Consider the following 25,575-nt stretch of genomic DNA (forward strand, 5'->3'; position numbering starts at 1 on the left):
ACCCTGAGTGGGGTCCGCTCGCGGGCGGTTGCACGGTGGTCAACGCCGCCGCCGGGCCGGCGACGCAGCGTGACTACTTCGGGGCCGTGGCCGACGCGTTGGGCATCGACGTCGTGTGGGAGCAGCAACCTGCATGGACCGGCCAGATCGTCGCTGACCGGGCCCGCCGCTGGGGTTGGCACCCGACCGTCGGGCTCACGCAGGCACTCGGCGAATTGCGGGACGGACTGCGGCGCTACTAACTTCCAAGGGTGATGTCCTCAATAGCCGGCGCTGTTGCGCGGTTGGTCGCTCCTGTCATGACGGTCGCCGTCGTCGTCGGAATGGGCGTCGCCGCCGCCCCGCTGCATACCGTTTCGGGTCCGGCCGTGCGTCTCGCCAGCGAGGCGAACCCGCTGGTCGGCCTGCCCTTCTACGTCAACCCGAACTCCAAGGGAACCCGCGCGGCGGCCGGCGACCCGAACCCGCTGCTGGCCGCTGTCGTCAACACGCCGACCGCGTACTGGATGGACCACCTCTCCACCCCGTCGGTGGACGCGAAGTACATCGCCGACGCGCAGGCCGCCGGCACCATGCCGATTCTTGCGCTCTACGGGATCCCCAATCGCGACTGCGGCAGCTACGCCGCGGGTGGTTTCGGGTCGGCCGGGGCCTACCGAAGCTGGATCGACGGCGTCGCCGCCGCCATCGGGCCAGGACCGGCGGCGGTCATCCTCGAGCCCGATGCGCTCGCCATGGCCGACTGCCTGTCGGCCGGCCAGCAGCAGGAGCGCTACGACCTCATCGGGTACGCCGTCGACACGCTGACCCGCAATCCGGCCACCGCCGTGTACGTCGATGCCGGCCATCCGCGCTGGGTGGCCGCGGACGTGATGGCCGATCGGCTGAACCGGGTCGGTGTCGCCAAGGCCCGCGGCTTCAGCCTCAACACCGCGAACTTCTTCACCACCGACGAGAATCTCGGCTACGGCGGCGCGATCTCGGGAATGACGGGCGGCAAGCCCTTCGTCATCGACACATCGCGCAACGGTGCCGGGCCGGTGGAGAACGACGAGCTGTACTGGTGCAATCCCAGCGGCCGCGCCCTCGGCGTCGCGCCGACCGCGGCGACCGGCAACCCTCAGGTCGACGCTTTCCTGTGGGTCAAGCGACCCGGTGAGTCCGACGGTTCCTGCCGTGGCGCGCCGAGTGCGGGGACCTTCGTCAACCAATACGCCATCAGTCTGGCCACCAACGCCGGCTGGTGACCGCAACGCTTGTCGCGAAGGATGTGGCCGGCGGTTTCGCCCACCGCACCCTTTTCGAGGGGCTGGACGTGACCGTGGCGCCGGGTGATGTCCTGGGAGTCGTCGGTGCCAACGGAGCAGGCAAGAGCACCCTGCTGAGGATTCTCGCCGGTGACCTGGAACCGCTCGAGGGCACCGTCAGCATCGCGCCCGGTGACGCGTTCGTCGGATGGCTGCCGCAGGAGCACGAGCGGGTGCCCGGGGAAACCGTTGCCGGATACATCGCCCGGCGTGCGGGATGCACCGAAGCGACGCGGGCCATGGACGCAGCGGCGGCCGCCCTGGCAGAGCCGGAGAGCGGTTCCTCCGGTACCGATTTGGCCGACACGTACTCCGCTGCGCTGGACCACTGGCTCGCCACCGGGGCAGCGGACCTCGACGAGCGGGTGCCCGCCGTGCTGGCCGACCTGGGACTCGGTTCCGATGCGGTCCGGCCGGGATCGACCCTGATGACCGATCTGTCCGGTGGGCAGGCGGCACGGGTGGGGCTGGCCGCCCTGCTGGTGTCGCGGTTCGACATCGTCCTGCTCGATGAGCCGACCAACGATCTCGACCTCGACGGACTCGCTCGACTGGAGCGCTTCGTCGGCGAGCTGCGCGGCGGCGTGGTGCTGGTGAGCCACGATCGAGAGTTCCTGGCCCGCACCGTGACTCGGGTACTCGAGCTGGATCTCGCGCAGAACACCACCACGGTGTTCGGCGGCGGTTACGAGAGCTATCTGGAGGAGCGCGAGGTCGGGCGCCGGCACCGACGGGAAGAGTACGAGGAGTTCGCCGACAAGAAGGCCGACCTGGTGGCAAGGGCACGCACCCAACGGGAATGGTCGAGCCAGGGTGTCCGCAACGCGATGCGCAAGTCACCCGACAACGACAAGATCCGGCGGCGCGCGGCGACGGAGTCCAGTGAGAAGCAGGCGCAGAAGGTCCGCCAGATGGAGAGCCGCATCGCCCGTCTCGAGGAGGTCGCCGAGCCGCGCAAGGAGTGGACGCTGGAGTTCACGATCGGGGCGGCGCCACGGTCGAGCGCGGTGGTGGCGACACTCGACAATGCCGTTGTGCGCCATGGCGATTTCGTCCTTGGTCCGGTGTCACTTCAGGTCGATTCCGGTGAGCGGATCGGCATCACCGGCCCCAACGGGGCCGGCAAGTCGACACTGCTGCGGCTCCTCCTCGGCCGCCGTCAGCCCGATGACGGCCGAGCAAGTGTGGGAGCCAATGTCGCCATCGGTGAAATCGACCAGGCGCGTGCCGATTTCACCGGAATCGAACGACTCGTCGACCGTTTCGAGCAGCGAGTGCCGTCGTGGTCGACGGCTGAGGTACGCACGCTGCTGGCCAAGTTCGGACTCGGCGCCGACCATGTCGAGCGCGCGGTGGGCGACCTCTCGCCCGGTGAGCGGACCCGCGCCGGACTGGCGTTGTTACAGGCTCGCGGCACGAACGTGCTGGTTCTCGACGAGCCCACCAACCACCTCGATCTCGCAGCCATCGAGCAACTGGAGCAGGCGCTCGAAACCTACGAGGGCGCCTTGCTGTTGGTGACGCACGATCGCAGGATGCTGCAGAACGTGCGGCTGGATCGTTCGTGGCTGGTCGACAACGGCCGCGTCGCAGAGTTGTAGGGAGATATCCAATGGCCGGCGCAGGGGCGCACTTCTATCGAACCGAGGACGGACCGGGGCTGCCGCACGACCCGTTCAACGCCATCGTCGGGCCCCGACCGATCGGCTGGATATCCAGCCAGAACGCTGAGGGGGTACACAATCTCGCCCCTTACAGCTTCTTCAACGGTTTCAACTACCGGCCGCCGATCGTCGGGTTCTCGTCGATCGGCTGGAAGGACAGCGTGGCCAATGTCGACGCCACCGGCGAATTCGTCTGGAACCTCGCCACCCGCGAACTCGCGACGGCGATGAACGAAACCGCCGCCACACTTCCTCCCGAGGACGACGAGTTCGACCGCAGCGGACTGACCGCGGTCCCGTCCAGCCTTGTCGCAGCGCCGCGAGTGCTCGAGAGTCCGGTCAACTTCGAATGCCGGCTCACTCAGCTCATCAGGCTCAGCGACACCGAAGGCGAGGCGGTCGACGCCTGGTTGGTCCTCGGCCAGGTCATCGCCGTCCACATCGACCCGCAGTGGTTGGTCGACGGTGTGTACGACACCACGGGTCCCCGGCCGATCCTGCGTGCCGGCGGACCTGCCGGCTACTGCGAGATCGGGCCCGACACCGCATTCAGCATGAAACGTCCGACCTGAGACGTAGACCGGGCATCTGATCAGAGCCGCTGCCTCTCAGTGCTTTTCGCTGCAAGCGCGGCCGACACGGCTGCCTGGACGCCTTGGCCGGCGGCGACGATGGGCTCTGTGGAGCGCAGCGTGCGACAGAGCACGAACGCGCCCTCCAGTGCTGTCAGGGTGACCAGTGCCAGCTGTCGACTCTGCTCGTCGGACAACTCGAGTTGTGCAAACCACTGGGTGAGCGCGCCCAGCCAGATCTCGAAGACGTGGGCGGCCTCCTGCCGGAGGTGGTCGTTGGTGCTCGCCACCTCCAGGGCGATGGTCTCGATGGAGCATGCCTCGCTGTAGTCCTGCGATTCCATCAGCTTGCCCGCGTTCGCGAACAACGTCGGAACCCCAGTGCCGGGGTCGGTGTGCCGCAGCTGCGCCCCCACGAATTCGCCGTAGCGGACTCCCTCGGACCGGATGACCTCAGCGGTGATCGCCTCCTTACCGCCCGGGAAGTGGTGGTAGATCGAGCCGAAGGGTGCCCGCGCCGCGCTCGAGATCTGTTTGAGCCCGGTCGCCGACATGCCCTGGCGTCGGTAGAGCTCCGCCGTCGCCTCGAGTATCCGGTCGCGGGTACTGGGATCTGCCATGACGGTTCCTCCTCGCGCAGGTTGATGCACAGCATATCCGCGCCCGGCTAGAACGATCTATTCACACTGCAGGCACCTTCACGCGAAGTGCTGTACGAGCGTATTCCGCGTGCTATACAGTCGTACAGGCAACGTGGAGTGTGTGGCCGAGTTCGTCGACGAAAGGTGGTTAGCGTGACCCGAGTAGCTGTGGTGACCGGCGGTGGATCCGGCCTGGGTCAATCGATCGCCGAGCACCTTGCCCGTGAGGGGCACCGGGTGGCGGTGATGGATGTCGACGCCGACGCCGCCGAGAAAGTCGCCGCCGAACTGGTCGCCGCCGGCGCTGAGGCGACGGCGATATCAGTGGACGTTGCCGATCCCGCGAATGTCGACAGGGCGTTTCACGCGGTGCGCGAAACACTGGGACCGGTAGAGATTCTGGTGACCAGCGCTGCCGTGGCCGGATTCACCCCGTTCGGGAAGATCACGTTCGACGAATTCAACCGGTACCTCGCGGTCAATCTCACCGGAACCTTCCTGTGCCTACAGGCGGCACTCTCCGACATGGTGGCGGCCGGTTGGGGACGCATCGTGACCATCTCCTCTGCGGCCGGCCAGAACGGTGCTCGCAGGCAGGGGCACTACTCGGCCTCCAAAGGCGGGGTCATCGCACTGACCAAGACGGTGGCGCTGGAGTATGCCGCAAAAGGCATCACCGCCAACAGCATTCCGCCCTTCATCGTGGACACACCCATGACGCGTGAGGCGCAGCGCAACAACAAACTGCCCCCGGCCGACGCCCTCGTGAAGGCCATCCCCGCGGGACGGCTCGGCACTGGTGACGACATCGCCGCGGCGTGCGCGTTCCTGTGCTCGGACGCTGCCGGTTACATCACCGGGCAGGTCATCGGCGTCAACGGCGGCGGTGTCATCTGAGGAGACGTCACGCCGAGATCTGAACCCCACCGTCAGCGTGCAGGTTCTGGCCGGTCATCCAGTGGCTGGCGTCGGAAGCGAGGAACACAACGACGGGCGCGACGTCGTTGTACGGGTCGCCGGCCCGACCGAAGGGGTTGTCCACGAACGCTTTGCGGACGTAGTCCTGTGCTTGAGCGCTCAGCGCATCGATACCTGCCGCGACGTTCTCCGTGAAACCGTTCGGGCACAACGTGTTCACCCGGATATTGTATTCACCCCACTCGCGGGCCACGACGCGCGAGAGTCCCCGGACCCCCTCCTTGCACGCGGCGTAGGGAGCGTAGAGTGCGTCTCCCGCCACTCCGGCGGCCGAGGCGAAGTTGATGATCGATGCGCCCGCACCAGGGTGATTGCTCATATGCGGGAAGCACAGCTTCATCAGATGCCAGTATGCGTAGACAGAACTGCGCATCTCGAGGTCGAGGTCTTCGATGGTCTTCTCGAGGAAGGGTCCAGGGGACGTGATCGCATGGGCATTGTTGACCAACACATCGATGGTCCCGAATGCCTCGACGGTAGCGTCCACGAACGCGACCAGTGCGACGTAGTCGGTGACGTCGACCCCGAGGGCCAAGGCCTTCGCACCGCGCTCCTCGCAGAGTTCCTTTGTGGCCATGAGCTTTTCCTCTTGGATGTCGCAGATGGCCACTGTGGCGCCCTCATCGGCGAACCGAAGAGCCTGCTGCTTGCCCAGTCCGCTCGCACACCCGGTGATGATGGCGACCTTGCCGTCCAAGATTCCCATGACCGATTTCCCTGTTCTCTCTTCGTCGTTGGAGCCCATATCGCGATCGAAACCGCGCGTGCCGAGGCTATCGGCCGATCACTATACGACCGTACAGCAAAGTCCATGGCGACGGCAGCCCGAATCCTGGCGCGGACGTGCCGCAGTAGCTCAGAGGCCCGAAATGGATTTGGTGACGAGGTAGCCGTCCAGGCCCTCACGGCCGAGTTCGCGGCCGAATCCGCTGTCCTTGACGCCGCCGAACGGCGCCAGCGGATCCATGATGTATCCCTGGTTGATCCCGAAGCAGCCGCTGCGGATCCGGGTGGCGATCGCTAGGCCGCGGTCCGCGTCGGCGGTGAAAACCGAACCGGCCAGGCCGTAGTCGGAGTCGTTGGCGATCTGCACGGCGTCGGATTCGTCGCGATACGCGATGACCGTCAGCACCGGCCCGAAGATCTCCTCGCGGGCGATGCGCATGCTGTTGTCGGCATCGCTGAACAGCGTCGGCTGGACGTACCAACCGCGGTCCAGACCAACAGGCGGGGTGGTACCGCCGGTCACCAGTCGCGCGCCCTCGTGTTCGCCGATCCCGATGTAGTCCCTGACGCGGGCCTGCTGGCGAGCGCTGACCAGGGGCCCCACCTCTGTGTCGGTGTCGGTGGGGTCTCCGACGCGCAGGGCCTTCATGTGTTCGGCGAGTGCGTCGACGAATTTCGCACTACGCCCGGCGGGTACGAGGATCCGGGTCAACGCGTTGCAGATCTGGCCGCTGTTGGTGAGGCTGGCCATGTGTACCCCGGCGGCGACCCGTCCAGGGTCGGCGTCATCGAGGACGATGGCGGCGGATTTGCCGCCGAGTTCGAGGCTTACCTGACGCAACTCGGGTCCGCACGCCGAGGCGATCTGGCGGCCGACGGTGGTGGACCCGGTGAAGGTGACCTTGTCCACGCTGGGATTTCGCACCAGCGCGTCGCCCACGGTCGCGTCGCCGGGCACGAGGTTGAGCACCCCAGGCGGGAGGCCGGACTCTTCGGCGAGGACGGCAAAAAGCACTGCATCCAGGGGTGTTTCGGGTGCCGGCTTGAGCACCACCGTGCAGCCGGCGAGCAGGGCGGGGATGACCTTGGCGATGATGAGGAACTGAGGCATGTTCCACGGCACGATCGCCGCCACCACGCCGACGGGGTACCTGTGTATCCGGATGTCGCTGCCGTACCACCCCGGCCGGTTCTCGACGAACGGATAGTCGTCGGCGACGCGGCAGAACGCCTGCATCAGCATCGCCGGGATTCGGACGTGCGCCTGCTTCGCGAAGGTGGCCGGTGCGCCCATCTCGGTGGTGATGAGCTCGGCCATCTGCTGGCGAGAGTCCTTGTAGAGCTGGCCGAGCCGTGTGACGACCTGGATGCGTTCTGCCGATGACATGCGCGGCCAGGGGCCATTGTCGAACGCCGCTCTCGCGGCGTCGACGGCACGACCGACATCCGCCGGTCCGGCCGCGGCGACTCGGGCGACGACCTCTTCGGTGTGTGGCGAGATGACCGCGAGTTCCCTATCCGCCTCCGGCGGTGCCCATTCGCCGTCGATGAAGAGTTTGTCGAGATACGAATCCATCTCAGTTGTGGACAAAAACCTTCCCATCCTTCATCACGAAACGGACGTTCTGGGTGACGGTGATGTCCTGCAGGGGATCTCCGGGCACCCCGATGATGTCGGCGAGTTGCCCCTCGACCAGGCGGCCCCGGTCGGTGACGTTGATGAGGTCAGCGGCGACGGTGGTAGCCGCACGAAGGACGGCCAGCGGCGGCAGGCCGCGTTCGACCAGCGTGACGAGTTCTTCGGCGTTCTTTCCGTGGGGGATGGCCGGGGCATCGGATCCGACCGCGATCTTCACGCCCGCCTCATACGCCAGCAGGATCGACTTGCGAGCCTGCGGGAAGATCTCTGCCGCCTTGGCCCTGAGCTCAGGTGCGGCCTTCGACACGTCCATGCCGTCGGTCAGACGCTGAGTGGCCACCAGGAAGGTGCCGTGTTCGACCATCTGCGCTCTGGCGTCGTCGTCGACGAGGAATCCGTGTTCGATACAGTCGATGCCCGCCTTGACGGCGGATCGGACTGCGTCGGCGCCGAGGCAGTGCGCCGCGACGCGCAGGCCGCGGCGGTGCGCCTCGTCGACGATCGCGCACAGCTCTTCGTCGGAATAGTGCTGTGCCCCAGGCTCCCCGGTGAGGGACATGACGCCGCCAGAGGCACATACCTTGATGAGCTGGGCGCCGTGCTTGATCTGGTAGCGCACGGCCTTGCGGACTTCGGGCACGCCATTGGCTATACCCTCTTCCACCGACACCGGCATGACACCGGGAGCGAACCCGGCGAACATCGTCGGATCGAGGTGCCCGCCGGTGGGGGTGATTGCGTGACCCGCGGGCACGATTCGGGGGCCGTCGATCCAACCCGCGTCGATCGCCCGGCCCAGCGCTACGTCGAGCAGGTAACCGCCGGTCTTGAGGAACAATCCGAGGTTACGGACGGTGGTGAAGCCGGCGCGCAGTGTGCGACGCGCGTTGCCGACGGCCCGCAGCACACGGGTCGGCGGATCGTCCTGGACCTGGGAGAGCGCGCCGGTCTCGCCGCGCCCGCCCATGAGCAGGTTGACCTCCATATCCATCAGCCCAGGCAGCAGGACCAACTCGCCGAGATCCAGTACGTCGCCGTCTGAATCCGCCGGCGAGCCCCCGACGCCGACGATCCTGTTCCCGTCGATGTGCAGGACGCCGGGCCGGACGATCTCTCCGGAGTCGATGTCGAGTAGTCCTGCCGCCTTGAGCGTCAGCACGTCAGACCACCGGCTCCTTGATGCATTCGACGTACGAGGCCCCGCTGTCGGGGACCCGCGCCTGCTTCCAGACCTCCACCGGGAAGGAGACCACGATCAGCGACTGCATGAGGTGCATGAGCGAGCGCACCTCGGCGGGCAGGTCGTGCAACGGGAAGTTGTCGCAGTAGGACATCGCATCCGCGAGCCGCGGCAGTGCGGTGTCGTAGAAGTCCTGCATCTCGGGCATCTCCGATGCCAGACGCTTGGTGTAGCGCTCGCCTTCGGTGGCCAGATCCCAGTCGGCGGCGAACCTCTCGAGGTCGGAGAACTCAGCCGGCAGAGTCTTACTTTGAGCCATTGCGGTGCTCCTTCACGATGTCGCCGACAACCTTGTGCAGGTGCCGGAGCAGAACTTCCTGGTCGCACAGCGGAAAGTCGGTGACTACCTTCGTGCCGATCATTGTCTGGGTGGCTTCGAGTGTGTTGGCGTCCTGCAGTGCGTATTCCTTGAATGCCAGGGCGGCCATCTCGTGACGGAGGCGCTCGGAGCAGGTCGTGGCCGGCACAAAATAGAGGTTGCACTCGAAGATGTGCTTGTTCACCGCCGTCGGCCAGTAGTGGTAGGTCAGGAACCAGCCAGGTTCCCAGAGCAGCAGCGTCATGTTGGGGAAGAACTCGAAAGATGAGCAACCCCACTGTTTGTGCTGCGAGGGGTTCGCGCCGATCGGTGGCGGATCGATGCCCTCGATGTCCGGCTTGTCCCACGACCCGAACAGCCCGCTGCGCAGGATGCGCTCGATCGGCTTGACCATGCTCGGATCCTTGGGCGGGCTCATGCCGCCCCACGACGTGATCAGCGAGTGCGGGCTGTCGATGTCGTAGTGCAATGCCTCGAAGCCGTACTCCACCAACTTCTCGGACTCCTCCTTCACCGCCTGCTTCATGTGCAGTATCGGTGCGTGGTAGAACTCGGCGAAGGAGTCGATGAAGAGCTTCCAGTTCGCGCCGATCTCTGAGCGGTAGGACCACACCTCGGTCATCTCGTCGAAGGGGTAGTCCTCGATCGACTTCGGGAGCCGGCCGAGGAAGTCCTCCAGCGGTGGGGCGTCCTCGTCGAAGTTGATGAAGATGAATCCCCGCCACACCTCGCACCGGACTGTCTTGAGGCCGTACTGGCTCTTGTCCACGTCGAAGAACTCGTGCTCCTGCTGGATGAAGGTCAGGTCCCCATCCAGGCTGTACCGCCACGCGTGGTACTTGCAGGTGAACTGCCGGCAGGTGCCCGACACCTCCTGGTGCGGAAAGTCGTTCCAGACCAACTTGTTTCCCCGGTGACGGCACACATTGTGGTACGCCTTGACCGTTCCGTCCGCTGTCTTGACGACGATCACAGACGTGCCCTCGCCTGCGGCGGCGATCTCCTTGGTGAAGTAGCTGCCGGTTTTGGGCAGCTTGTCCATCCGGCCGACGTTCAGCCAGTACTTCTTGAAGATGGCCTCCTGCTCGTCCCTGTAGAAGTCCGGGTCGATGGAGTCGGAGTAGTCGACCGGGGCGGTGCCCAACTCGGGGTAGTGCTCCGTCCAGGTTCCGGGCTCCGGTTTGGCGAAATGGGTTGTCACGCGATCTACCTTTCGTGGTGGGGCTGCCGATGATGTGTTGTTTTCCCTGGACCGCTGTGGCCGCCGGTCACGGGACATAACTAGACGCTCTTGTATGGTTAAGAACTACACGGTAGCGTCTAGTTCTGTCAACACTCGGAACGAGCCCGCTGCTGCAGTACGGAGAAGTCATGGCTGACCTACCGTTCGGAGACGATGTCGTAGTTTCGGTCACCGAGGCCCGTGAACTCTGCGGTGATCCGTCGCGCAGCCTGCGCCACCGGGTGGCGCTGGTCGGGGCGAGCGTGGCGGACGCCGTCGGCTCGGCCGGAGGTTGGATGTTCGATCAGGCGATGGCGGGATGGGACACCTACGTGGTCGCCTACGACCTCAACGGCGCCCGCTCACTGAGGATTTTGGGCGCGCGGTGTATCGACCTGCGCGAGGCGCTCGCGGAGGCCGACGGCGGCCCGTGGCCCGACAGCTTGGTGATCTCCGCCGACCTCTACCGACTCGACGGCAAGGTCCGCGAAGCAGTCGGGGAGACGCTGAAGAACGGCCGTACGACGGTCACCGTGTGGGGCCCGGACTGTCCACTGGATCTGGCCGCCCATGCGCGCACATCGCTCTACCGAATCAGCTCCGCGGCAGCCGCATTCAAACCGCGGGCACTGGCGGCAGCCGGGATCGCACCGATCGGCGACGCCTCAGTGGAACCGTTCCACACACCCAGTCTCGCGACTGCGAACCTGTCCAAGCGGAACTAGGTCACCGGCCGGCCACCGACGGTGACCCCGGCGGCGTCCTCCATCGGTCTGATCACGGAGGTGAAGTCTGATTCCGGTCCGAGTTCATCCATCGTCGATTCCCACACCTGCCCGATCGTCTCGCTGACCGTCAACGACAGTCCGAGAGCGTGGACTTCCTCGAGACACAAGCGCAGATCCTTGACCATCAAGCCGGTGGCGAAGCCGTAGTCGAAGGTGCGGGGAATCACCGCGCGGGGGAACTTGTCCTTGCTCGCGGTGTTGGCCCCGGAGCCGGCATTGATCACCTCGAGCATGGCCTCGGGGTCCAGCCCGGCTTTGACTCCCAGTACCAGCGCCTCGCCGGTGACCGCGAGTGCGGTGGCCGACAGCAGGTTGTTGATGAGCTTCATGGTCTGCGCCATGCCGACACGTTCACCGAGTCGAAATGGGCGTCCCAGACTGCGCAGGAACGGCAACACGGACTCGACGTGACCGGTCGGACCCGAGATCATCAACGCCAGAGACCCGTTGCGCGCCGCGCCGACCCCGCCGCTGACCGGGGCATCAACGAGGCCGATGTCGCGGGACGCCAGTCGGGCACTGATCTCCTGGGCCGCTCGGCTTCCGGTGGTGGACATGTCGACAAGACGGCGTACCCGAGACCCGCGAATGACGCCGTCCGCCCCGGTGGCGACTTCCAGTGAGGCCGCAACGGAGGGCAGGCTGACGAGGACTGTCTCGACGCGGTCGGCGACGTCCCTGGGTGAGGTCGCCGGGCGGCCGCCGAGCGCGACGAACTCGTCGAGCACGGCGGTCCGGGTATCCAACGCCGTGACCTCGTGGCCTGCGTCGAGCAATCGTCGTGCCATCGGAAAACCCATGTGGCCCAGACCGATGAAACCTACCTGCATCCGTCGCTCCTATTCGTCGGCATCGAGTTCGGCGAGGGCCTCGTGGGCGACCCGGAAGGCGTCGACCGCTGCGGGGACGCCGGCGTAGATCGCCACCTGCAGAAGCACTTCCTGAATCTGTTCGCGGGTGATCCCGTTGTTCAACGCCCCCCGGATGTGGACCCGCAGTTGCTGCGGGCGGTTGAGCGCCGAGAGCATCGCCACATTGAGCAGACTCCGGGTCCCCAGCGACAACCCGTCGCGACCCCAGACGGCGCCCCAGCAGTACTCGGTCACCAGATCCTGTAACGGTTGCGAGAAAGCATCCGCCGGTGCCGTCGCGGCGTTGACGTGCTCTTCGCCCAGGACCGCGGTGCGGATCTCGCGGCCTCTGGCGTAGGTGTGTTGATCCATGGGGTCACCTGTCAGTCGATGGGACGTCGCCTTCACAAACTAATCACCACGGTCTTGGTCGCCGTCATCGCGTCGAGCGCTTCCCGGCCCTTCTCCCTGCCGTAGCCCGACTTCTTGAACCCACCGAACGGCAACTCGACCCCGCCGCCGGCGCCGTAGGTGTTCACGTAGACCTGACCCGCCACGATGTCGGCCGCCATCCGGTGCGCGCGGGAGAGGTTCGTCGTCCAGATTGCCGCCAACAGTCCGTATTCGGTGCCGTTGGCCAGTGCGACTGCCTCGTCCTCGTCGCCGAACCGGTGGACTGTCAGGACGGGACCGAAGATCTCCTGTTGGGCCAGCACGGATTCGGGGTCGACATCGTCGATCAGCGTGGGAGCGAAGTAGGCGCCGCCGGCAAGCGCGGGGTCGGTGGGTGGCCCGCCGCCGCAGATGACTTCACCCCGGGTGTCGGCGCCGACCATGTCCTTGACCCTGTCCTGCTGCTTGCGTGAGATCAGAGGGCCCAGGTCTCTGTCGTGGGCGCCCGGTCCGATGGTGATGGTGTCGAACCGCCGCCGCACCCTGTCGACGAGTTCGTCGTGGATCGATTCGTGAACCAGCAGTCGCGAACCCGCTGAGCATGTTTGGCCGGCATTCTGCAGAACGGCTTTCACGATGAACTCCGTGGCCCGGGACAAGTCGGCGTCAGGGAACACGATCTGGGGTGACTTCCCCCCGAGTTCCAACGTGGTGGGGAGCACCCTGTCGGCAGCGGCGTGCGCGATCAGTGAACCGGTGGCGGTGGACCCGACGAAGCCGAGATGATCGACATCACCATGGGTCGACAATGCGAAACCGGCCTCCGCGCCGGGCCCGGGCACCACATTGAACACACCGGGTGGCAAGCCGGCCTCGACGGAGAGTCGTGCGAATTCGACGGCGGTCCGGGGTGTTTCGTCCGCGGGCTTGACCACGCAGCAGTTCCCGGTGGCAATCGCGGGGGCCACCGCCCGCGACAGCAGTTGCATGGGGTAGTTCCAAGCCAGGATGTGGCCGGTGACCCCGAGCGGTTCCCGGCGCGTGTAGACGTGCAGATCAGGGGACAGCGGGATCGTGTGGCCCTGGTAGGTCTCGATGGCGTGACCGTAGAAACGGAAGTAGCGCGCGGACACCGCTGCGTCGGTACGCGCCTGGCCCAGCGGTTTACCGGTGTCCTGACACTCCAGCAGCGCAAGTCGCTCGCGATTCTGATCGATCGAATCAGCGATGCGGGTGAGAACGTCGACACGATCGGCAACAGAGGTCCGTGACCAGGTCCTCGACGCGGTGCGGGCGGCGGACACGGCGCGATCCACCTCTTCGCTGCCGCATCGGACCACCGCGCCGAGCGAGTGCCCGGTCGCCGGGTCGATGTTGTCGTAGGTATCACCGGTCGGCACGGATTGGCCGCCGATGAAGGCGCGAGTGACGGATTCGGTTGCGGTTCCGCGCGTCGTCGTGCTCATGTGTTGCGGCCTCCGTTCACGCCGATGATCTGGCCGGTGACATAACCGGCTTCGTCGGAGACGAGAAATGCGCAGGCTGCTGCGATGTCCTCAGGGCGGCCCGCGCGGCGCACCGGTGTGCGCTCGGCGATCGAGTCGACACTGCCGCCGAGTCGCCCCTTGGCTTCGTTGCGCCGGGTCATCGGGGTGTCGATGAAGCCGGGAGGGATGGTGTTGACGGTGATACCACTGGGGCCGAACTCCAGAGCCAACGACTTGGTCAGGCCGACCACGCCGGATTTTGAGGCAACGTAGTGCGCCATCAGGGGCTGCCCGCTGTGCGTGCTCGACGAGGAGATGTTGACTATGCGACCCCATCCCGCGGCGACCATGTCGGGGATGATCACCTGGCAGCAGTGGAAGGTGCCGGTCAGGTTCACCGCCACCAGTCGGTCCCAGGTCTCGGCGGAGATCTTCAGAAACGGTCTGAATCCCTCCATCCCCGCGTTGTTGACCAGGACGGTCACCGCACCGAACTGCGCCCGCACCCTCTCGACTGCGGATTCGACCTGGGCGCGGTCGGACACGTCGACCGGCAAGCCCAGGGCGGTGGCCCCGGTGGCGGTGATGTCGGCGGCAGCGACTTCGGCGGCGGCGCCATCGAGGTCGAGGATGGCGACCCAGGCTCCGTCGGCGGCCAGTCGCTCGGCAATGCCGAGGCCTATACCCGAAGCGCCGCCGGTGACGACGGCGACCCTTGTGGATTCAGACACCGGCTTCTCCCGAGGGGCTGCGCTGCAGCCACCGCTCGGAGATGGAGATGAACGCCCCCGGATACTCAGGCGGAGGGGCGGTGGCGTCGTTCAGGTTCTCGAGGATCGCGGGCGGGATCGTCACGTGGAGGGCTGCGAGGTTGTCGTCGAGCTGATCCAGGGTCCGGGCACCGAGTATCACCGAGGCGACGGCGCGGGTCCGCTGCCATGCAAGCGCCAGTTGCGCGGGCGAGCAACCCATCTCGGCGGCGTGCTTCTGCACCAGGCCCGTAACTGCGAAGCCGTGGTCGTTCTTGTGCATGGCATCGGTGGCCGAGATTCGTTGGTTGAGCCGAGTGGGCTCAGTAGTGTTGTCGCGCTGTATCTTTCCGGTGAGCATGCCGCCTGCCAGCGGGCTCCAACTCATGAAACCCAGCCCTTCATCGGCGAACATCGGGAAGTGCTCCCGCTCGAGCCCCCGCACTATCAGGTTGTAGTCACCCTGGTACGCGACGGGTGGGGGACCGCCGAGTCGATCGGCGATGCCGATGGCCTTCATGACGCGATGGGCCCGCAGATTGGATAGACCGAGGTAGAGCACCTTCCCGGCCCTGATCAGGTCGTGCAGCGCCGAGAGGGTCTCCTCCAGGGGTGTGGCGATGTCGTCGATGTGCAGCCAGTACACGTCGATACGGTCGGTGTTCAGCCGCCGCAGGCTGGCCTCGCACGCAGCCCGGATCCGCACCCGACCGGCTCCTCGTTCGTTGGGGCCTGCCCCGGCAGGTAGCCCGAACTTGGTCGACAGCACCACGGCGTCACGGCGATCACGAACCGCGCGACCACAGATCTCCTCTGAGCCCGGGTAGACGTCGGCGGTGTCGATCACGGTGCCGCCGGCATCGAGGTAGCGGTGCACGATCCTGGCTGCGGTCTCCTCGTCACAGCCGCGCCGCCTGGATCCGAATATCATTGCTCCCAGGGAGAATTCGGAGACGTAGAGACCGCTAATACCGAGTTGTCGCTGCTTCATGCGCGGTGCCGACCGGATCGACCGCGGAGTCGATCACTCGGCGAGTCGGGCGTGGAGCACGGCCTCGAGAATCGAAGGCTCCACGTGGTCATTGCGCGCCTCCAGTAGCTTCTGGTGGCCGAAAACTACGGCCACACCCCATTTCAAATTAAACGTGATCGTATGATTAAGTCAAGCGGTGCGGATCGGACGGGAGGCGTTGTCCGTGCAACCACCCGTGTCCGTCTGATTGGATAGAATGCGCGGATCATGCCCACGCAGAACCGGCGGCCCGGACGGCCCACGCAGGCCGAAGCCGAGCACCTTGGCGAGCAGCTGCGCGAAGCGGCCGTCGCGGTGTTCCTGGAACACGGCTACGACGGAACCAGCATGGAGGCGATTGCGCGGGCGGCGGGCATCACCAAGCAGACGCTGTACTCCCGGTACGGCGACAAGCGGGCGGTGTTCGCGGATGTCATCCCCTGGGCCATGTCGCGGCACGACCACCAGGGCTTCGGTTCGGTTGACGGCCAGGACCCTCGAGAGTCGTTGACCCACATCGCGCGAGAAGCGTTGAGGTTCAGCACCGATCCACAGATCGTTCGGCTTCAACGCATAGCGATGAACGAGTCGGCGCGCTTTCCGGAGTTCGCGGTCAGCGCCGAGACGATGCGGTGGTCAGCACGCCTGCGAGCGGTGATGGATATCCTGCAGCGCTACGTCGATGCCGGTGAGATCGAGATCGAGGACAGTGAGCTCGAACTCGCGGCGGAACACTTCCTCGCGATGGTCGAGGCCCTGCCGTCGCGGCTGGCCGAGTTCGGTGTGTTCCGCAGCAGCAAGCAGGCGGAGCGTCACCTGCAGTACGCCGTCAAGCTCTTCCTGCGCGCGGTGGCGCCCACAGAGAAGAACGCAGGTGCCAGTCGCCGCAGAGCGTCGGTCCGGTCACCTCAGCCTCTTGACGGAACGACGACGCGACGGCGGCGGCCGCGAACGGTCAGCTGAGAAATCTCTCTGTTGCGGCACAACCGATTTGTGTTACTGGCCGCGGGAGCGGGCGCGGCCACCGCCGGATGACTTGCGTGCGGAGGTCCGCGGTTTCGGCTCGACCGTGGCGACGTAGCCCTCGAGGGCCTTGATCAGCTGCTGGTGTGCCATGTCGACCTTGATGCCGTCTTCGAGGCTGAGGTATTTCGGGATGCTGGTGAGCAACAGCACCATGGCCTCCGGCGTGAACGTGCCGTCCAGCAGTAGCGCGTCGCCGTATCGCGCGCGCACGGCTTCGAGCTGAGCTTTGCGGATCCGCTCGGTGCCCTCACCGATCTCGGCCCGCAGCGCAGGCCGACGGTTGCCCAGCGCCATCAGTTCGGTGCTCATGGCGCCGGCCTCGCTGTAGCTGAGCTCCCACAGCACTCGCAACGGCTCGTCCGAACGACGCTCCAACGCCTCACTCCACCGGGCGGTGTCGCGTTCGATGAGCCGGCGCACCATCGCGATGAATAGGCTGTCGAGCGTCGGGAAGTAGTACTGCACGAGGCTCGGGGTGACCCCGGCCTTGGTGGCCAGGACGCGGTAGCTCACGCCCGCGTGGCCCTCGTCGAGGAGCAACCGCTCGACGCAGTCGAGAATCCCGTCGCGCGTCTTCGACGACTCGGCGCCGACGCGCCGATTGGTCGGCGCCATACCCACCTCCTACGTGTCGCCGTGCCGCTGCAGGGTCGCCCGAGTGTACTGTACGAACGTACAGTTAAGGATGACCGCGGCGCAGGTCAAGTGTGTTGCAGGCTACGGCCCCACGCGACACAGCAGTGTCGGCGGGTCGCCGACGTCACTGGTCGTGGTTCGACCAGGCACCTGCGCCACCGAGCGCATCCCTCAGATCGCCGTCGAGTTCGACGCCCAGCGAGTGCACCATCCACGCCAGCACGGTGTACGAGCCGGCGGTGAAGATTACGTCGAGAAGCTGCTGGGTACTCATGTGCCCGCTGAGCACCGTCCAGGTGTGGTCGCCGATGGCACCGTCGGCGAGGAGTTCGTCGACGGCCCTCAGCAGAGCCGCTTCGTCCTCACCCCAGAACTGTGCGTCGGGGCCGAAGGCGATCCACCCGATCTCGAGCTCGGTCAATCCGGCGTCGCGGGCCAGGAACACGTGCTGGGCCCACTCGTAGCTCGATCGCGACACCGCCGCCGCGCGCATGATGATCAATTCGCGCTGGCGCTCGGTCAACGTGGTCGCGAGCAACAGGTGGCCGTTGAGGGTGTTGTAGGCGCGAGCCAGGGCTGGATGGTGGGCCATCGTGCCCATCATGTTGGCGCCGCTGGGCCGGCCCTTCTGCGTCAGCCGATAGCGCGGGTTCGGTGGCTTGATCGCGGCGAGCGCCGCCTGCATCTCGTTGGGCCATTCATCGGCGGGAAGCGGTTCGATCCGTGCCATGGTCAATGTCCTCGCTCGTCTGGATACGCCCCGTGCACCCCCCCCAGGCTATACACCCGTATAGACGACGGTCGAGGCGGCCCGACGGCTGACAACCACCGATGACGCAGACGTCGTGGGATCGCCGAGGTCGGCGGCGACGGCTTCAACGGGCCCAGCACATTCACGTCACGTCTCGACGAGGGCAGAGTCAGCGCGATGCGGACACCGCTGGCAGCTTGCACCGAGGGGCACGCGCTTGCACTAGCGGCGGGCCGTTGCCGCGGCAGGCCCATCGATGTCGTCCGCCGGTTCCAGATCATTGAGCGCCCGGGATAGCAGCACGGTGATCGCGACCGCGACCCAGACCGCGACGACGGCGCATGCGGCGGCAACCGGCGACGCATACTCGGCGACGACCGCGGCAAGTCCGATACCGGCGGGGGCGGCAACCTGAAGAAGCGCGTTCTGCACGCTGAGTACCCGTCCGCGCAGCGCATCCGCTATTCGTTCGGCCTGCAACACACCCAACACGGCGCCCAGCACCGCGTTGCCGATACCGATCAGGGCCGCCCCCGCGAACACCACCGCGGGCGAGATCAGTGTGGCGATCAGAACAAGCCCCGCGGTGGTGCCGGCCAGGGCGGAGGTCATCCAGAACCGTCGCGGCAGGCGCGCCGCGAAGACCGCAAAAACAGTTGTGCCACAGAACATCCCGACTGCAAGCGCTGTCAGCACGAACCCCAGTAGGTCAGGCCGGGAGAGCTGGCTGAAGTACAGCGGCAACACCAGGCCCTGCAACCCGCCGATCACGATCACCAGTCCCACGGTCAGAGCGACTGTGCCGCTGAGGAATCGGCTGCGGCGGAGGGTAGCCCCTCCCGCCGTCAGCTGAGCCCACAGAGACTCTCGTTGTGCGGGAGCCTTGTTGACGGCACCGAGCCGGTGTGGCATCACGAGGGTGAGCAGTGCCGCGGCCGCTGACGTTGCTGCGGTGATGTAGAGGACGGTGCTGCCATCGAACAGCGCCAGCAGTGTGCCTGCGGCTGCAGGCCCGATCACCAGCGCGATCGACGTCATCGACTGACGCAGGCCGACCAGTCTCTCCAGTGTCACGCCGGTATGCCGGGCCACCGCCGGCACCAGCACCTGCCGCGCGGTCATCCCTGGAACGTCGCCGAAGGAGCCGGCGATCGCGAGCGCGATGAACCACCCCATGTTCAAACCCCAGAACACGTCGACAAGCGGAATGGCGGCGACGGCGATGGCCGACACGACATCGGCGAACATCGAACAGGTCCGGCGGTTGAGGCGGTCGAGCACGATGCCTGCGGTCAACCCGACGAGCAACGCGGGAACGGCGGTCGCCGCCGAGACGGCGCCTACGCTCAGTGGGCTGCCCGTGGTCTGCAACACGATCAGCGGTAGCGCCACTGCGGCGATGCCGTTGCCGAACAGGCTCAGAAAGTGTGAGACGAGGTAGGCGGTGGCGACCGGCGACATGCCTCAAGCGGACACTGTGACGCCGCGGCGGGGTCAACCGCTCGTCGCCGATCTTGACCATGCCGCGACGGCACGGTGTTTCCTCGAGTCGTGACGGACACCAACACGACACAGCCGAGCGTGCACCTGACCGACTCCGATTACGCGCGTGCCGAGCAGATGCTCGCCCCGTACCGTTTGCGGCGGGTTCCCGGCACTGCGCTGACACCGGAATGGCTCTCCGAGGGCAGACGATTCTCCTACCAGGTCGGTGGTCGCTTCGTGGTGGTGGATCCCGGAGAGGGCGGCCGTGGCGACGCATTCGATCACGATCGTCTGGCGGCCGCACTGTCCGAAGCCTCTGGTCACGCGGTCACCGCGGATGACCTGCCGATCGCCGGGGTCGAACTAGGCGAGGGCGGCGACACCATGCGGTTCGCCGCGTTCGGGTCGGCGTGGGAATGGTCCGACAGTGCCGACACCTGCGTCCGAGTCGACGATGACGATCAGCCCGCGCTCGATGAGGTGCCGTCTCCGGATAAGTCCTGGGTGGCATTCCGACGCGACGGCAACATCTGGGTCCGGCGCCGCGAGGGCGGACAGGAGTTCCCACTCACCGACGACGCCGAACCGCAGTTCGACTACGGCGGACTGCCGGAGGCGACCGGGGCGCGTTCACTGATGCGCATTCTCGGACTGCCGCAGCCCATCGTGCTGCACTGGTCGCCGGATTCGACCCGAATTCTGGTGCATCGTCTCGACCAGCGCGATCTTCCTGAGTTGGTCCTCGTCGAATCCGCGCCGCACGACGGTGGGCGCCCGGTCGAGCACCGTTCCCGCTATCCGATGCCGGGGGAGGTGGCGCAGGTGAGTATGTCGTGGACCGTCCTGGACGTCGCCGAGCGCACGGTGGTCCGGCAGCAGGGCGAGCCGACGACCATCACCCACCCGAGCGCGCTCGTATACCCCTGGTGGACAGGCAAATCCGGAGATTCGGTGCACTACCTCCACCAATCGCGTGATGCCCGGACGCTGGAGTTGCGACGCGTCGACCCGACCAGTGGCGAGACGACCACGCTGATCAGTGAGACCGGCGAAACCCGGGTGGATCCGACTCCGCTGCTGGGTGAGCCGCCGATGACGCGGGTGCTCGATTCCGGGGAGATCCTGTGGTGGTCGCAGCGTGACGGCTGGGGGCATCTCTATCTCTACTCGGCCGATGGGCACCAGGTCACCCAGGTCACCACCGGGCAGTGGCTGGTCCGTCGCGTGTTGTGGGTGGAGGACGAAGATCGTCGTCAGGTGTGGTTTCTGGCGGGTGGTCTCGTCGAGGACGACCCGTACGTCCGTCAGATCTGCCGGATCGGTCTCGACGGCTCCGGGTTCACCCGGATCACCGACGACACCGTCGATCACGACGCGGTGAGTCCACCCGAGGGCGGCTACCTGGTGGACCGGGCGTCGACGTCGAGTCGACCGCCGCATTCGGTGGTGCTCGACGGTGACGGGCAGGCTCTGGTCGAGCTCGAATCCCCTGACACGGCTGCGCTGGAAGCGCTCGGATGGAGTCCGCCCGAGCGCTTCCGTGTGACCGCCGCCGACGGTAAGACCCCGATCTACGGTCTGCTGTGGCGACCGCACGGGTTCGATCCGCAGCGACGTTATCCGCTGATCGAGCACATCTATCCCGGGCCGCAGAACTTCCGGGCGGGTCCGTCGTTCAACGAGATGCACTTCGGCGAACCAGAAGCATATGCCGCGTTGGGCTTTGCGGCGGTCGCGATCGACGGCCGCGGGACCGCGGGGCGGAGCAAGGCATTTCACGATCACTCCTACGGCGACCTGGGCAACGCGGGCGCGCTCGATGACCACATCGCCGCGATCCGCGAACTCGGCCACCGCCATCCCTGGCTCGACACCGGGCGGGTCGGGATCACCGGCCAGTCCGCGGGCGGTTTCGCCGCGGCCCGCGCCGTGCTGAGGTACCCCGACTTCTATCGTGTTGCGGTCGCGGTGTCCGGTAACCACGACAACGCGGTGAACCTGACGATGTGGGCCGAGCATTACCACGGTGACGTGAGCGACGAGGGGAAGCAGGCGATCTCCAACGTGCCCCTGGCCGGCAATCTGGCGGGCAAGCTGCTGCTCATCCACGGCGAGCTGGACGACAACGTTCAGCCCGCCCACACGATGCGCCTGGCGGATGCGCTCATCAAGGCGGACAAGGACTTCGACATGGTGATCATCCCGGGAGTCGAACACGCCCTGATCGGCCGCCAGCACTATTTCGTGAAGCGCACGTGGGACTTCTTCGTTCGACATCTGCACGGCTCCGAACCGCCGAGCTACCGCCCGGCGCCGTTGCCGATGCCGCCGCTAGCGGGCTGATCCGTCCCAGTCAGCGTTGGCGCGCATGATCTCCCGGGTGCGGCGAAGGACATCGAGCTGTGCCGAGTTGTACAGCTCTGACATCGCTTCGGCGATGGTCTCGTCGACAAACCGCGGGCCCTTCGGGGCATCCGTCCGGGATTCGAGCAGCCGGGGGTGCGCCTCATAGATTGCGTGGATGTACGGAGCCAGTCCCTCGGCGATGTCTTGGCGCGTCGCCTCGTCGGCGTCCTCCGGTAGGTCGTCGAACGCCTGTGACGCCGGCCCGTCGGGAGCGTTCTGCAGAAGGTCGGCGTAGATCTGGAGTCCCTGCGGCCCGAGCACGCGGGTCAGGACGATGACCAGGGAGCGATCGGCATCGGACATCTTGGCCATCGCGCTCGGCGGCACAAAATCGGGTGGCAGGTCGGTGGGTGCGGACTTCTCCAGAATCAGCCCCAGCTCCACCCGGGCGCGCTGCAGCCGATCGATGGTGGCCGCGAGCTCGGCGTCCAACGACCGCAGCGCTTCTTCCGGATGCTCGTCGGTGTCGTCCAAGTCGGCGATCTGGGTCAAAGAGAATCCCAGGTCGGTGAGTCGTTTGATCCGCACCAGCCGCACCAGGTGGGCGACGCCGTACTGCTTGTAGCCGTTGCTGCGCCGTTGCGGCTCCTCGAGCAGACCGACCTGGTGATAATGCCGCACTGCGCGCAGGCTGGTGCCCGCGAGCTCAGCGATTTCGCGGGTACTCCATGCCACCGCTCCATTCTCCACAGCGGCCGGCTTGACTGTGCCGCAGCGTCCGGGTGTGTCCTGGGGACATGGCAACGCACGCGCACATCCCGGTTGAGGATTTCTTCGCACCACCAGTACGAACCCTGGCGACGATCTCGCCGGACGGCACCAGGATCGCCTACCTGGCACCGTGGAAGAACCGGCTGAACGTCTGGGTGGAGGACGTGGACGGCGGAAGTGAGCCGCGGTGCGTCACCGCCGACGCGACCCGCAGCGTCATCAACTACCAGTGGACTGATGATCCGCGGTGGATGTTGTACACCCAGGACAGCGGCGGCGACGAGAACTGGCACATCTATCGCGTCGATCTCGACGACCCGGCGGCGCCGGCCGTCGATCTCACGCCGTTTCCCGGAATCAGGACCTATTTCGAGTTGCTGCCCGGCCGCCCCGGTAAAGCCATGGTCGGGATGACCAAACGGACGCCGCTGCTCGCCGACGCCTACGAACTCGACATCGCCAGCGGCGAACTGACCCTGCTCGCCGAGAATCCCGGAAAGGTCGCCGGATGGTTCGCCAGCCGCAACGGTGACCTGTTCGGGTACTCCTTGACCACCGACGGTGACGTCGAACTGTCGACATGGGAGCCCGACCAGCAGGCGCTTCGCACCCTCGCGGTGTACGACGGCGCCGACTACACGTTGAGTATCTGGCCGATGGTGGTCACTCCTGACGGCAAGGGATTGTGGCTCGGCTCGAACCGGAACCCGGACCGGACGACGCTGGTGCGGTTGGACGTCGCCACCGGTGAGGAGACCCCTGTAGACCACCACCCGACCTTCAGCATCGACCCGATGGGGGGCGTCGCCCCCGTGCTCCCCCAACCACTGATCCTCAGCCGACGGACCGGTGAGCTGCTCGCAGTCCGTTATCTCGGTGAGCGACAGGTGATTCAGGTGCTGGATCCGGACTTCGCCGACGTGCTCGAGAACCTGGAGGCGTTGTCCGACGGCGACCTGGGCAAGATCTCCTCGAACGACACCGGGAATCGCTGGGTGGTCAGCTTCAGCCACGATCGGGAGCCCGGAGTCACCTACTACTACGACCACGCGAGCGGTGAGAGCCGGGAGCTGTTCCGGCCGCTCCCGCATCTGGATCCCGAGGCGCTGGCGCCGATGAAGCCGGTCACCATCCGCTCCCGCGACGGGCTGGATCTGCATTCGTACCTGACGTTGCCGGTGGGCGCGACAGGCCCGGCGCCGCTGGTGCTGCTGGTTCACGGCGGTCCGTGGTTCCGCGACTCCTGGGGGTTTCAGCCCGACGTGCAACTCCTGGCCAACCGCGGCTACGCCGTGCTGCAGGTCAACTTCCGTGGTTCCACCGGCTACGGGCAGGGCTTCGTGAAGGCGGCGATCGGCGAGTTCGCCGGCAAGATGCACGACGACCTCATCGACGGAGTGAACTGGGCAGTAGAGCAGGGCTATGCGGATCGCGATCGCGTCGCGATCTTCGGTGGCTCCTACGGCGGGTACGCCGCGTTGGTGGGTGTCACCTTCACCCCGGACGTGTTCGCCGCGGCAATCGACTATGTCGGCATCTCCAGCCTCGCGAACTTCATGCGGACCCTTCCCGAGATCGCCCGCCCGCATCTGGCCAACAACTGGCACCTGTTCGTCGGCGATCCCAACGACCCGCAGCAGGAGGCGGACATGCTGGCCCGATCCCCGATCACCCGGGTGGATCAGATCCGCACCCCACTGCTGGTGGTGCAGGGCGCCAACGACTCTCGAGTCGTACAGGCCGAATCCGACAACCTCGTGGAGGCGCTGCGGGACCGCGGAGTCGACGTCGAGTACATGGTCAAGGAAGACGAGGGTCACGGGTTCCTCAACCCCGACAACGTGATCGACATGTACCGGGCCGTCGACCGGTTCCTCGCCGAACACCTCGGTGGGGGGAACGCATGACCGAAGCGGAGAAGCCGAAGACCCTTCTCGAACAGATGGGCGGGGTGTCGGGGTTGGTGGCGGCCAGCGTGCCGACCTTCGCCTACGTGATCGCCAATGCGATAGCGGGATTGGACGCTGCGGTGGTGGTGGCCATCAGCGCCAGCGTCGGCCTGATCGTGCTGAGAAAGGTGCGTAAGCAGCCGATCCAGCCGGCCGTCTCGGGACTGCTGGGTGTTGCCGTCGCATCGCTGATCGCGTTCTACACCGGGTCGGCGGAGGGCTATTTCCTGCCGGGCATCTGGATGAGTGTGGCGTTCGCCGTCGTGTTCGCGGTCTCCGTGGTCGTGAGGCGGCCCCTGGTGGGTGTGATCTGGAATGCGCTCACCAGCGCGGGGGAGCGAACGCTGTGGCACACAGACCGCAAGGCGCTACACGCTTTTGACATCGCGACCCTGACGTTCGTAGCGGTCTTCACTGCGCGCTACGTCGTCCAGGACTGGCTCTACGACGCCGGCTCCACCGGCTGGTTGGCGGTCGCGCGGATCGCCATGGGCTACCCGCTGCTGGCGCTGGCACTCCTGGTGACGTGGTGGGCGGTGCGAAGGGCTCGCGCACAGCTGCAGGCTGCGGCCGACGAACGGCTCACCACACCCGCGGAATCTGGAACGTCATCGGTGTCGTCGTGAGGTGCGCGAGTCCCTGAACATCCTGCGACGATCCCTACGCTGGTGTCATGTTGTTCTTTCTCTTCGGCTACGGCACCAAGCAGAAGCACCTGGGCGCCGGGGAGGTTCGGACATGTCCGAGGTGCCACAACACCACGCAGTGGGCGCGCGTCCGGGAGTTCAAGCAGTTCACGTTGTTCTTCATCCCGGTGGCGCGCTGGAAGCGCAGGCAGTTCGAGGTCTGCGGCATCTGTGGAACCGCGGTGGCCGGCTGAACGCTCAGAACGTCAGGCGGCTCACGCTCTCCGGGTGGATGACAAGGCGAACGTAGTCCTCGGCCATGATTCCCGTGAAGTCGCGGGCGCGGGTTGGGGCGTCGAGGTCCCAGTACCGGGCCGCCAGACGCGCGGCCAGATCG

At 66.2% G+C, this 25,575-nt stretch carries 26 protein-coding genes; 11 read left to right on the forward strand and 15 right to left on the reverse strand.

The features are described from left to right. The 4 genes from WA965_RS10515 to WA965_RS10530 all read left to right on the forward strand — a co-directional run. The coding region (locus tag WA965_RS10515; protein WP_526447489.1) for a hypothetical protein at window positions 1-242 on the forward strand (242 nt) is incomplete at its 5' end. 12 nt (window positions 243-254) lie between these two features. After that, window positions 255-1,247, forward strand: a complete 993-nt coding sequence (locus WA965_RS10520; RefSeq protein ID WP_526294657.1) for a glycoside hydrolase family 6 protein — start codon at window positions 255-257, stop codon at window positions 1,245-1,247. After that, a complete protein-coding gene (locus WA965_RS10525; protein WP_526294522.1) occupies window positions 1,244-2,908 on the forward strand; it encodes an ABC-F family ATP-binding cassette domain-containing protein in 1,665 nt (554 codons plus the stop codon). Before WA965_RS10520 ends, WA965_RS10525 begins: the two co-directional genes overlap by 4 nt. Window positions 2,909-2,919: 11 nt before the next feature. Further along, window positions 2,920-3,543: a flavin reductase family protein gene (locus tag WA965_RS10530; RefSeq protein ID WP_526294521.1), complete on the forward strand. Its 624-nt coding sequence runs from the start codon at window positions 2,920-2,922 to the stop codon at window positions 3,541-3,543. A 20-nt stretch (window positions 3,544-3,563) separates the two neighbouring features. Here WA965_RS10530 and WA965_RS10535 read toward each other — a convergent pair whose 3' ends face one another. After that, window positions 3,564-4,163 carry a TetR/AcrR family transcriptional regulator gene (locus tag WA965_RS10535; protein WP_526294520.1) on the reverse strand — a complete coding sequence of 200 codons (600 nt, stop codon included), beginning with the start codon at window positions 4,161-4,163 and terminating at the stop codon, window positions 3,564-3,566. A 174-nt stretch (window positions 4,164-4,337) separates the two neighbouring features. Between WA965_RS10535 and WA965_RS10540 the strand changes: the two genes are divergently transcribed. After that, entirely contained in the window at window positions 4,338-5,081 is a 744-nt protein-coding gene (locus tag WA965_RS10540; RefSeq protein WP_526294519.1) for an SDR family NAD(P)-dependent oxidoreductase, read from the forward strand. Between the two features lie 7 nt (window positions 5,082-5,088). Here the strand turns inward: WA965_RS10540 and WA965_RS10545 are convergent, their stop codons facing one another. The 5 genes from WA965_RS10545 to WA965_RS10565 form a co-directional block, all read right to left on the reverse strand. Further along, window positions 5,089-5,868, reverse strand: a complete 780-nt coding sequence (locus WA965_RS10545; protein WP_526294518.1) for an SDR family NAD(P)-dependent oxidoreductase — start codon at window positions 5,866-5,868, stop codon at window positions 5,089-5,091. A gap of 150 nt (window positions 5,869-6,018) precedes the next feature. After that, window positions 6,019-7,464 (reverse strand): aldehyde dehydrogenase, encoded by a 1,446-nt coding sequence (locus WA965_RS10550; protein WP_526294655.1) that lies wholly within the window; start codon window positions 7,462-7,464, stop codon window positions 6,019-6,021. Window position 7,465: 1 nt separating this feature from the next. Continuing rightward, complete coding sequence (locus WA965_RS10555) at window positions 7,466-8,686, reverse strand: metal-dependent hydrolase family protein (protein WP_526294517.1); 1,221 nt, start codon at window positions 8,684-8,686, stop codon at window positions 7,466-7,468. Between the two features lies 1 nt (window position 8,687). Continuing rightward, on the reverse strand, window positions 8,688-9,026 hold the full coding sequence (locus WA965_RS10560; protein ID WP_526294516.1) for a hypothetical protein: 339 nt from the start codon (window positions 9,024-9,026) through the stop codon (window positions 8,688-8,690). Further along, window positions 9,013-10,287, reverse strand: a complete 1,275-nt coding sequence (locus tag WA965_RS10565) for an aromatic ring-hydroxylating oxygenase subunit alpha (RefSeq protein ID WP_526294515.1) — start codon at window positions 10,285-10,287, stop codon at window positions 9,013-9,015. The genes WA965_RS10560 and WA965_RS10565 overlap by 14 nt, the downstream gene beginning before the upstream one ends. Before the next feature lie 170 nt (window positions 10,288-10,457). On the opposite strand from WA965_RS10565, the gene WA965_RS10570 reads away from it, so the two are divergent. Beyond that, entirely contained in the window at window positions 10,458-11,033 is a 576-nt protein-coding gene (locus WA965_RS10570; protein ID WP_526294514.1) for a hypothetical protein, read from the forward strand. On the opposite strand, the gene WA965_RS10575 is transcribed toward WA965_RS10570, so the two are convergent. The 5 genes from WA965_RS10575 to WA965_RS10595 are packed head-to-tail and all read right to left on the reverse strand — an operon-like array spanning window position 11,030 to window position 15,567. Next, window positions 11,030-11,926 carry an NAD(P)-dependent oxidoreductase gene (locus tag WA965_RS10575; RefSeq protein WP_526294513.1) on the reverse strand — a complete coding sequence of 299 codons (897 nt, stop codon included), beginning with the start codon at window positions 11,924-11,926 and terminating at the stop codon, window positions 11,030-11,032. The two genes, WA965_RS10570 and WA965_RS10575, sit on opposite strands and share 4 nt — an antisense overlap. 9 nt (window positions 11,927-11,935) lie before the next feature. After that, window positions 11,936-12,319 (reverse strand): carboxymuconolactone decarboxylase family protein, encoded by a 384-nt coding sequence (locus WA965_RS10580; RefSeq protein ID WP_526294512.1) that lies wholly within the window; start codon window positions 12,317-12,319, stop codon window positions 11,936-11,938. A 32-nt stretch (window positions 12,320-12,351) separates the two neighbouring features. After that, on the reverse strand, window positions 12,352-13,806 hold the full coding sequence (locus WA965_RS10585) for an aldehyde dehydrogenase family protein (protein ID WP_526294511.1): 1,455 nt from the start codon (window positions 13,804-13,806) through the stop codon (window positions 12,352-12,354). Continuing rightward, complete coding sequence (locus WA965_RS10590; protein ID WP_526294510.1) at window positions 13,803-14,558, reverse strand: SDR family NAD(P)-dependent oxidoreductase; 756 nt, start codon at window positions 14,556-14,558, stop codon at window positions 13,803-13,805. The genes WA965_RS10585 and WA965_RS10590 overlap by 4 nt, the downstream gene beginning before the upstream one ends. Further along, on the reverse strand, window positions 14,551-15,567 hold the full coding sequence (locus tag WA965_RS10595) for an aldo/keto reductase (RefSeq protein ID WP_526294509.1): 1,017 nt from the start codon (window positions 15,565-15,567) through the stop codon (window positions 14,551-14,553). The genes WA965_RS10590 and WA965_RS10595 overlap by 8 nt, the downstream gene beginning before the upstream one ends. Window positions 15,568-15,816: 249 nt before the next feature. Here WA965_RS10595 and WA965_RS10600 point away from each other — a divergent pair, with 249 nt between their 5' ends. Beyond that, the gene (locus WA965_RS10600; protein ID WP_526294508.1) at window positions 15,817-16,551 is read left to right on the forward strand and encodes a TetR/AcrR family transcriptional regulator; all 735 of its coding nucleotides are present in this window, start codon (window positions 15,817-15,819) and stop codon (window positions 16,549-16,551) included. A 33-nt stretch (window positions 16,552-16,584) separates the two neighbouring features. Here the strand turns inward: WA965_RS10600 and WA965_RS10605 are convergent, their stop codons facing one another. From WA965_RS10605 to WA965_RS10615, 3 genes are all read right to left on the reverse strand, one after another. Further along, entirely contained in the window at window positions 16,585-17,229 is a 645-nt protein-coding gene (locus WA965_RS10605; RefSeq protein WP_526294507.1) for a TetR/AcrR family transcriptional regulator, read from the reverse strand. A 145-nt stretch (window positions 17,230-17,374) separates the two neighbouring features. Further along, the gene (locus WA965_RS10610) at window positions 17,375-17,980 is read right to left on the reverse strand and encodes a carboxymuconolactone decarboxylase family protein (RefSeq protein WP_526294506.1); all 606 of its coding nucleotides are present in this window, start codon (window positions 17,978-17,980) and stop codon (window positions 17,375-17,377) included. Between the two features lie 243 nt (window positions 17,981-18,223). After that, complete coding sequence (locus tag WA965_RS10615; RefSeq protein WP_526294505.1) at window positions 18,224-19,462, reverse strand: MFS transporter; 1,239 nt, start codon at window positions 19,460-19,462, stop codon at window positions 18,224-18,226. 159 nt (window positions 19,463-19,621) lie between these two features. On the opposite strand from WA965_RS10615, the gene WA965_RS10620 reads away from it, so the two are divergent. Further along, window positions 19,622-21,829 (forward strand): S9 family peptidase, encoded by a 2,208-nt coding sequence (locus WA965_RS10620; RefSeq protein ID WP_526294653.1) that lies wholly within the window; start codon window positions 19,622-19,624, stop codon window positions 21,827-21,829. Here the strand turns inward: WA965_RS10620 and WA965_RS10625 are convergent. After that, window positions 21,818-22,567 carry a helix-turn-helix domain-containing protein gene (locus WA965_RS10625; RefSeq protein ID WP_526294504.1) on the reverse strand — a complete coding sequence of 250 codons (750 nt, stop codon included), beginning with the start codon at window positions 22,565-22,567 and terminating at the stop codon, window positions 21,818-21,820. The genes WA965_RS10620 and WA965_RS10625 overlap by 12 nt on opposite strands. A gap of 62 nt (window positions 22,568-22,629) precedes the next feature. Between WA965_RS10625 and WA965_RS10630 the strand changes: the two genes are divergently transcribed. Genes WA965_RS10630 through WA965_RS10640 form a run of 3 tightly spaced genes read left to right on the forward strand, consistent with a single transcriptional unit; the run spans window position 22,630 to window position 25,432 of the window. Then, window positions 22,630-24,510 carry a S9 family peptidase gene (locus tag WA965_RS10630; protein ID WP_526294503.1) on the forward strand — a complete coding sequence of 627 codons (1,881 nt, stop codon included), beginning with the start codon at window positions 22,630-22,632 and terminating at the stop codon, window positions 24,508-24,510. After that, window positions 24,507-25,178: a DUF3159 domain-containing protein gene (locus tag WA965_RS10635; RefSeq protein ID WP_526294502.1), complete on the forward strand. Its 672-nt coding sequence runs from the start codon at window positions 24,507-24,509 to the stop codon at window positions 25,176-25,178. Before WA965_RS10630 ends, WA965_RS10635 begins: the two co-directional genes overlap by 4 nt. Before the next feature lie 47 nt (window positions 25,179-25,225). Then, window positions 25,226-25,432, forward strand: coding sequence for a zinc-ribbon domain-containing protein (locus WA965_RS10640; protein ID WP_178358102.1), 207 nt, complete (start codon window positions 25,226-25,228; stop codon window positions 25,430-25,432). Window positions 25,433-25,575 lie beyond the last annotated feature (143 nt).

This window comes from Mycobacterium sp., from assembly GCF_049683935.1.
Classification (GTDB): Bacteria; Actinomycetota; Actinomycetes; order Mycobacteriales; family Mycobacteriaceae; genus Mycobacterium.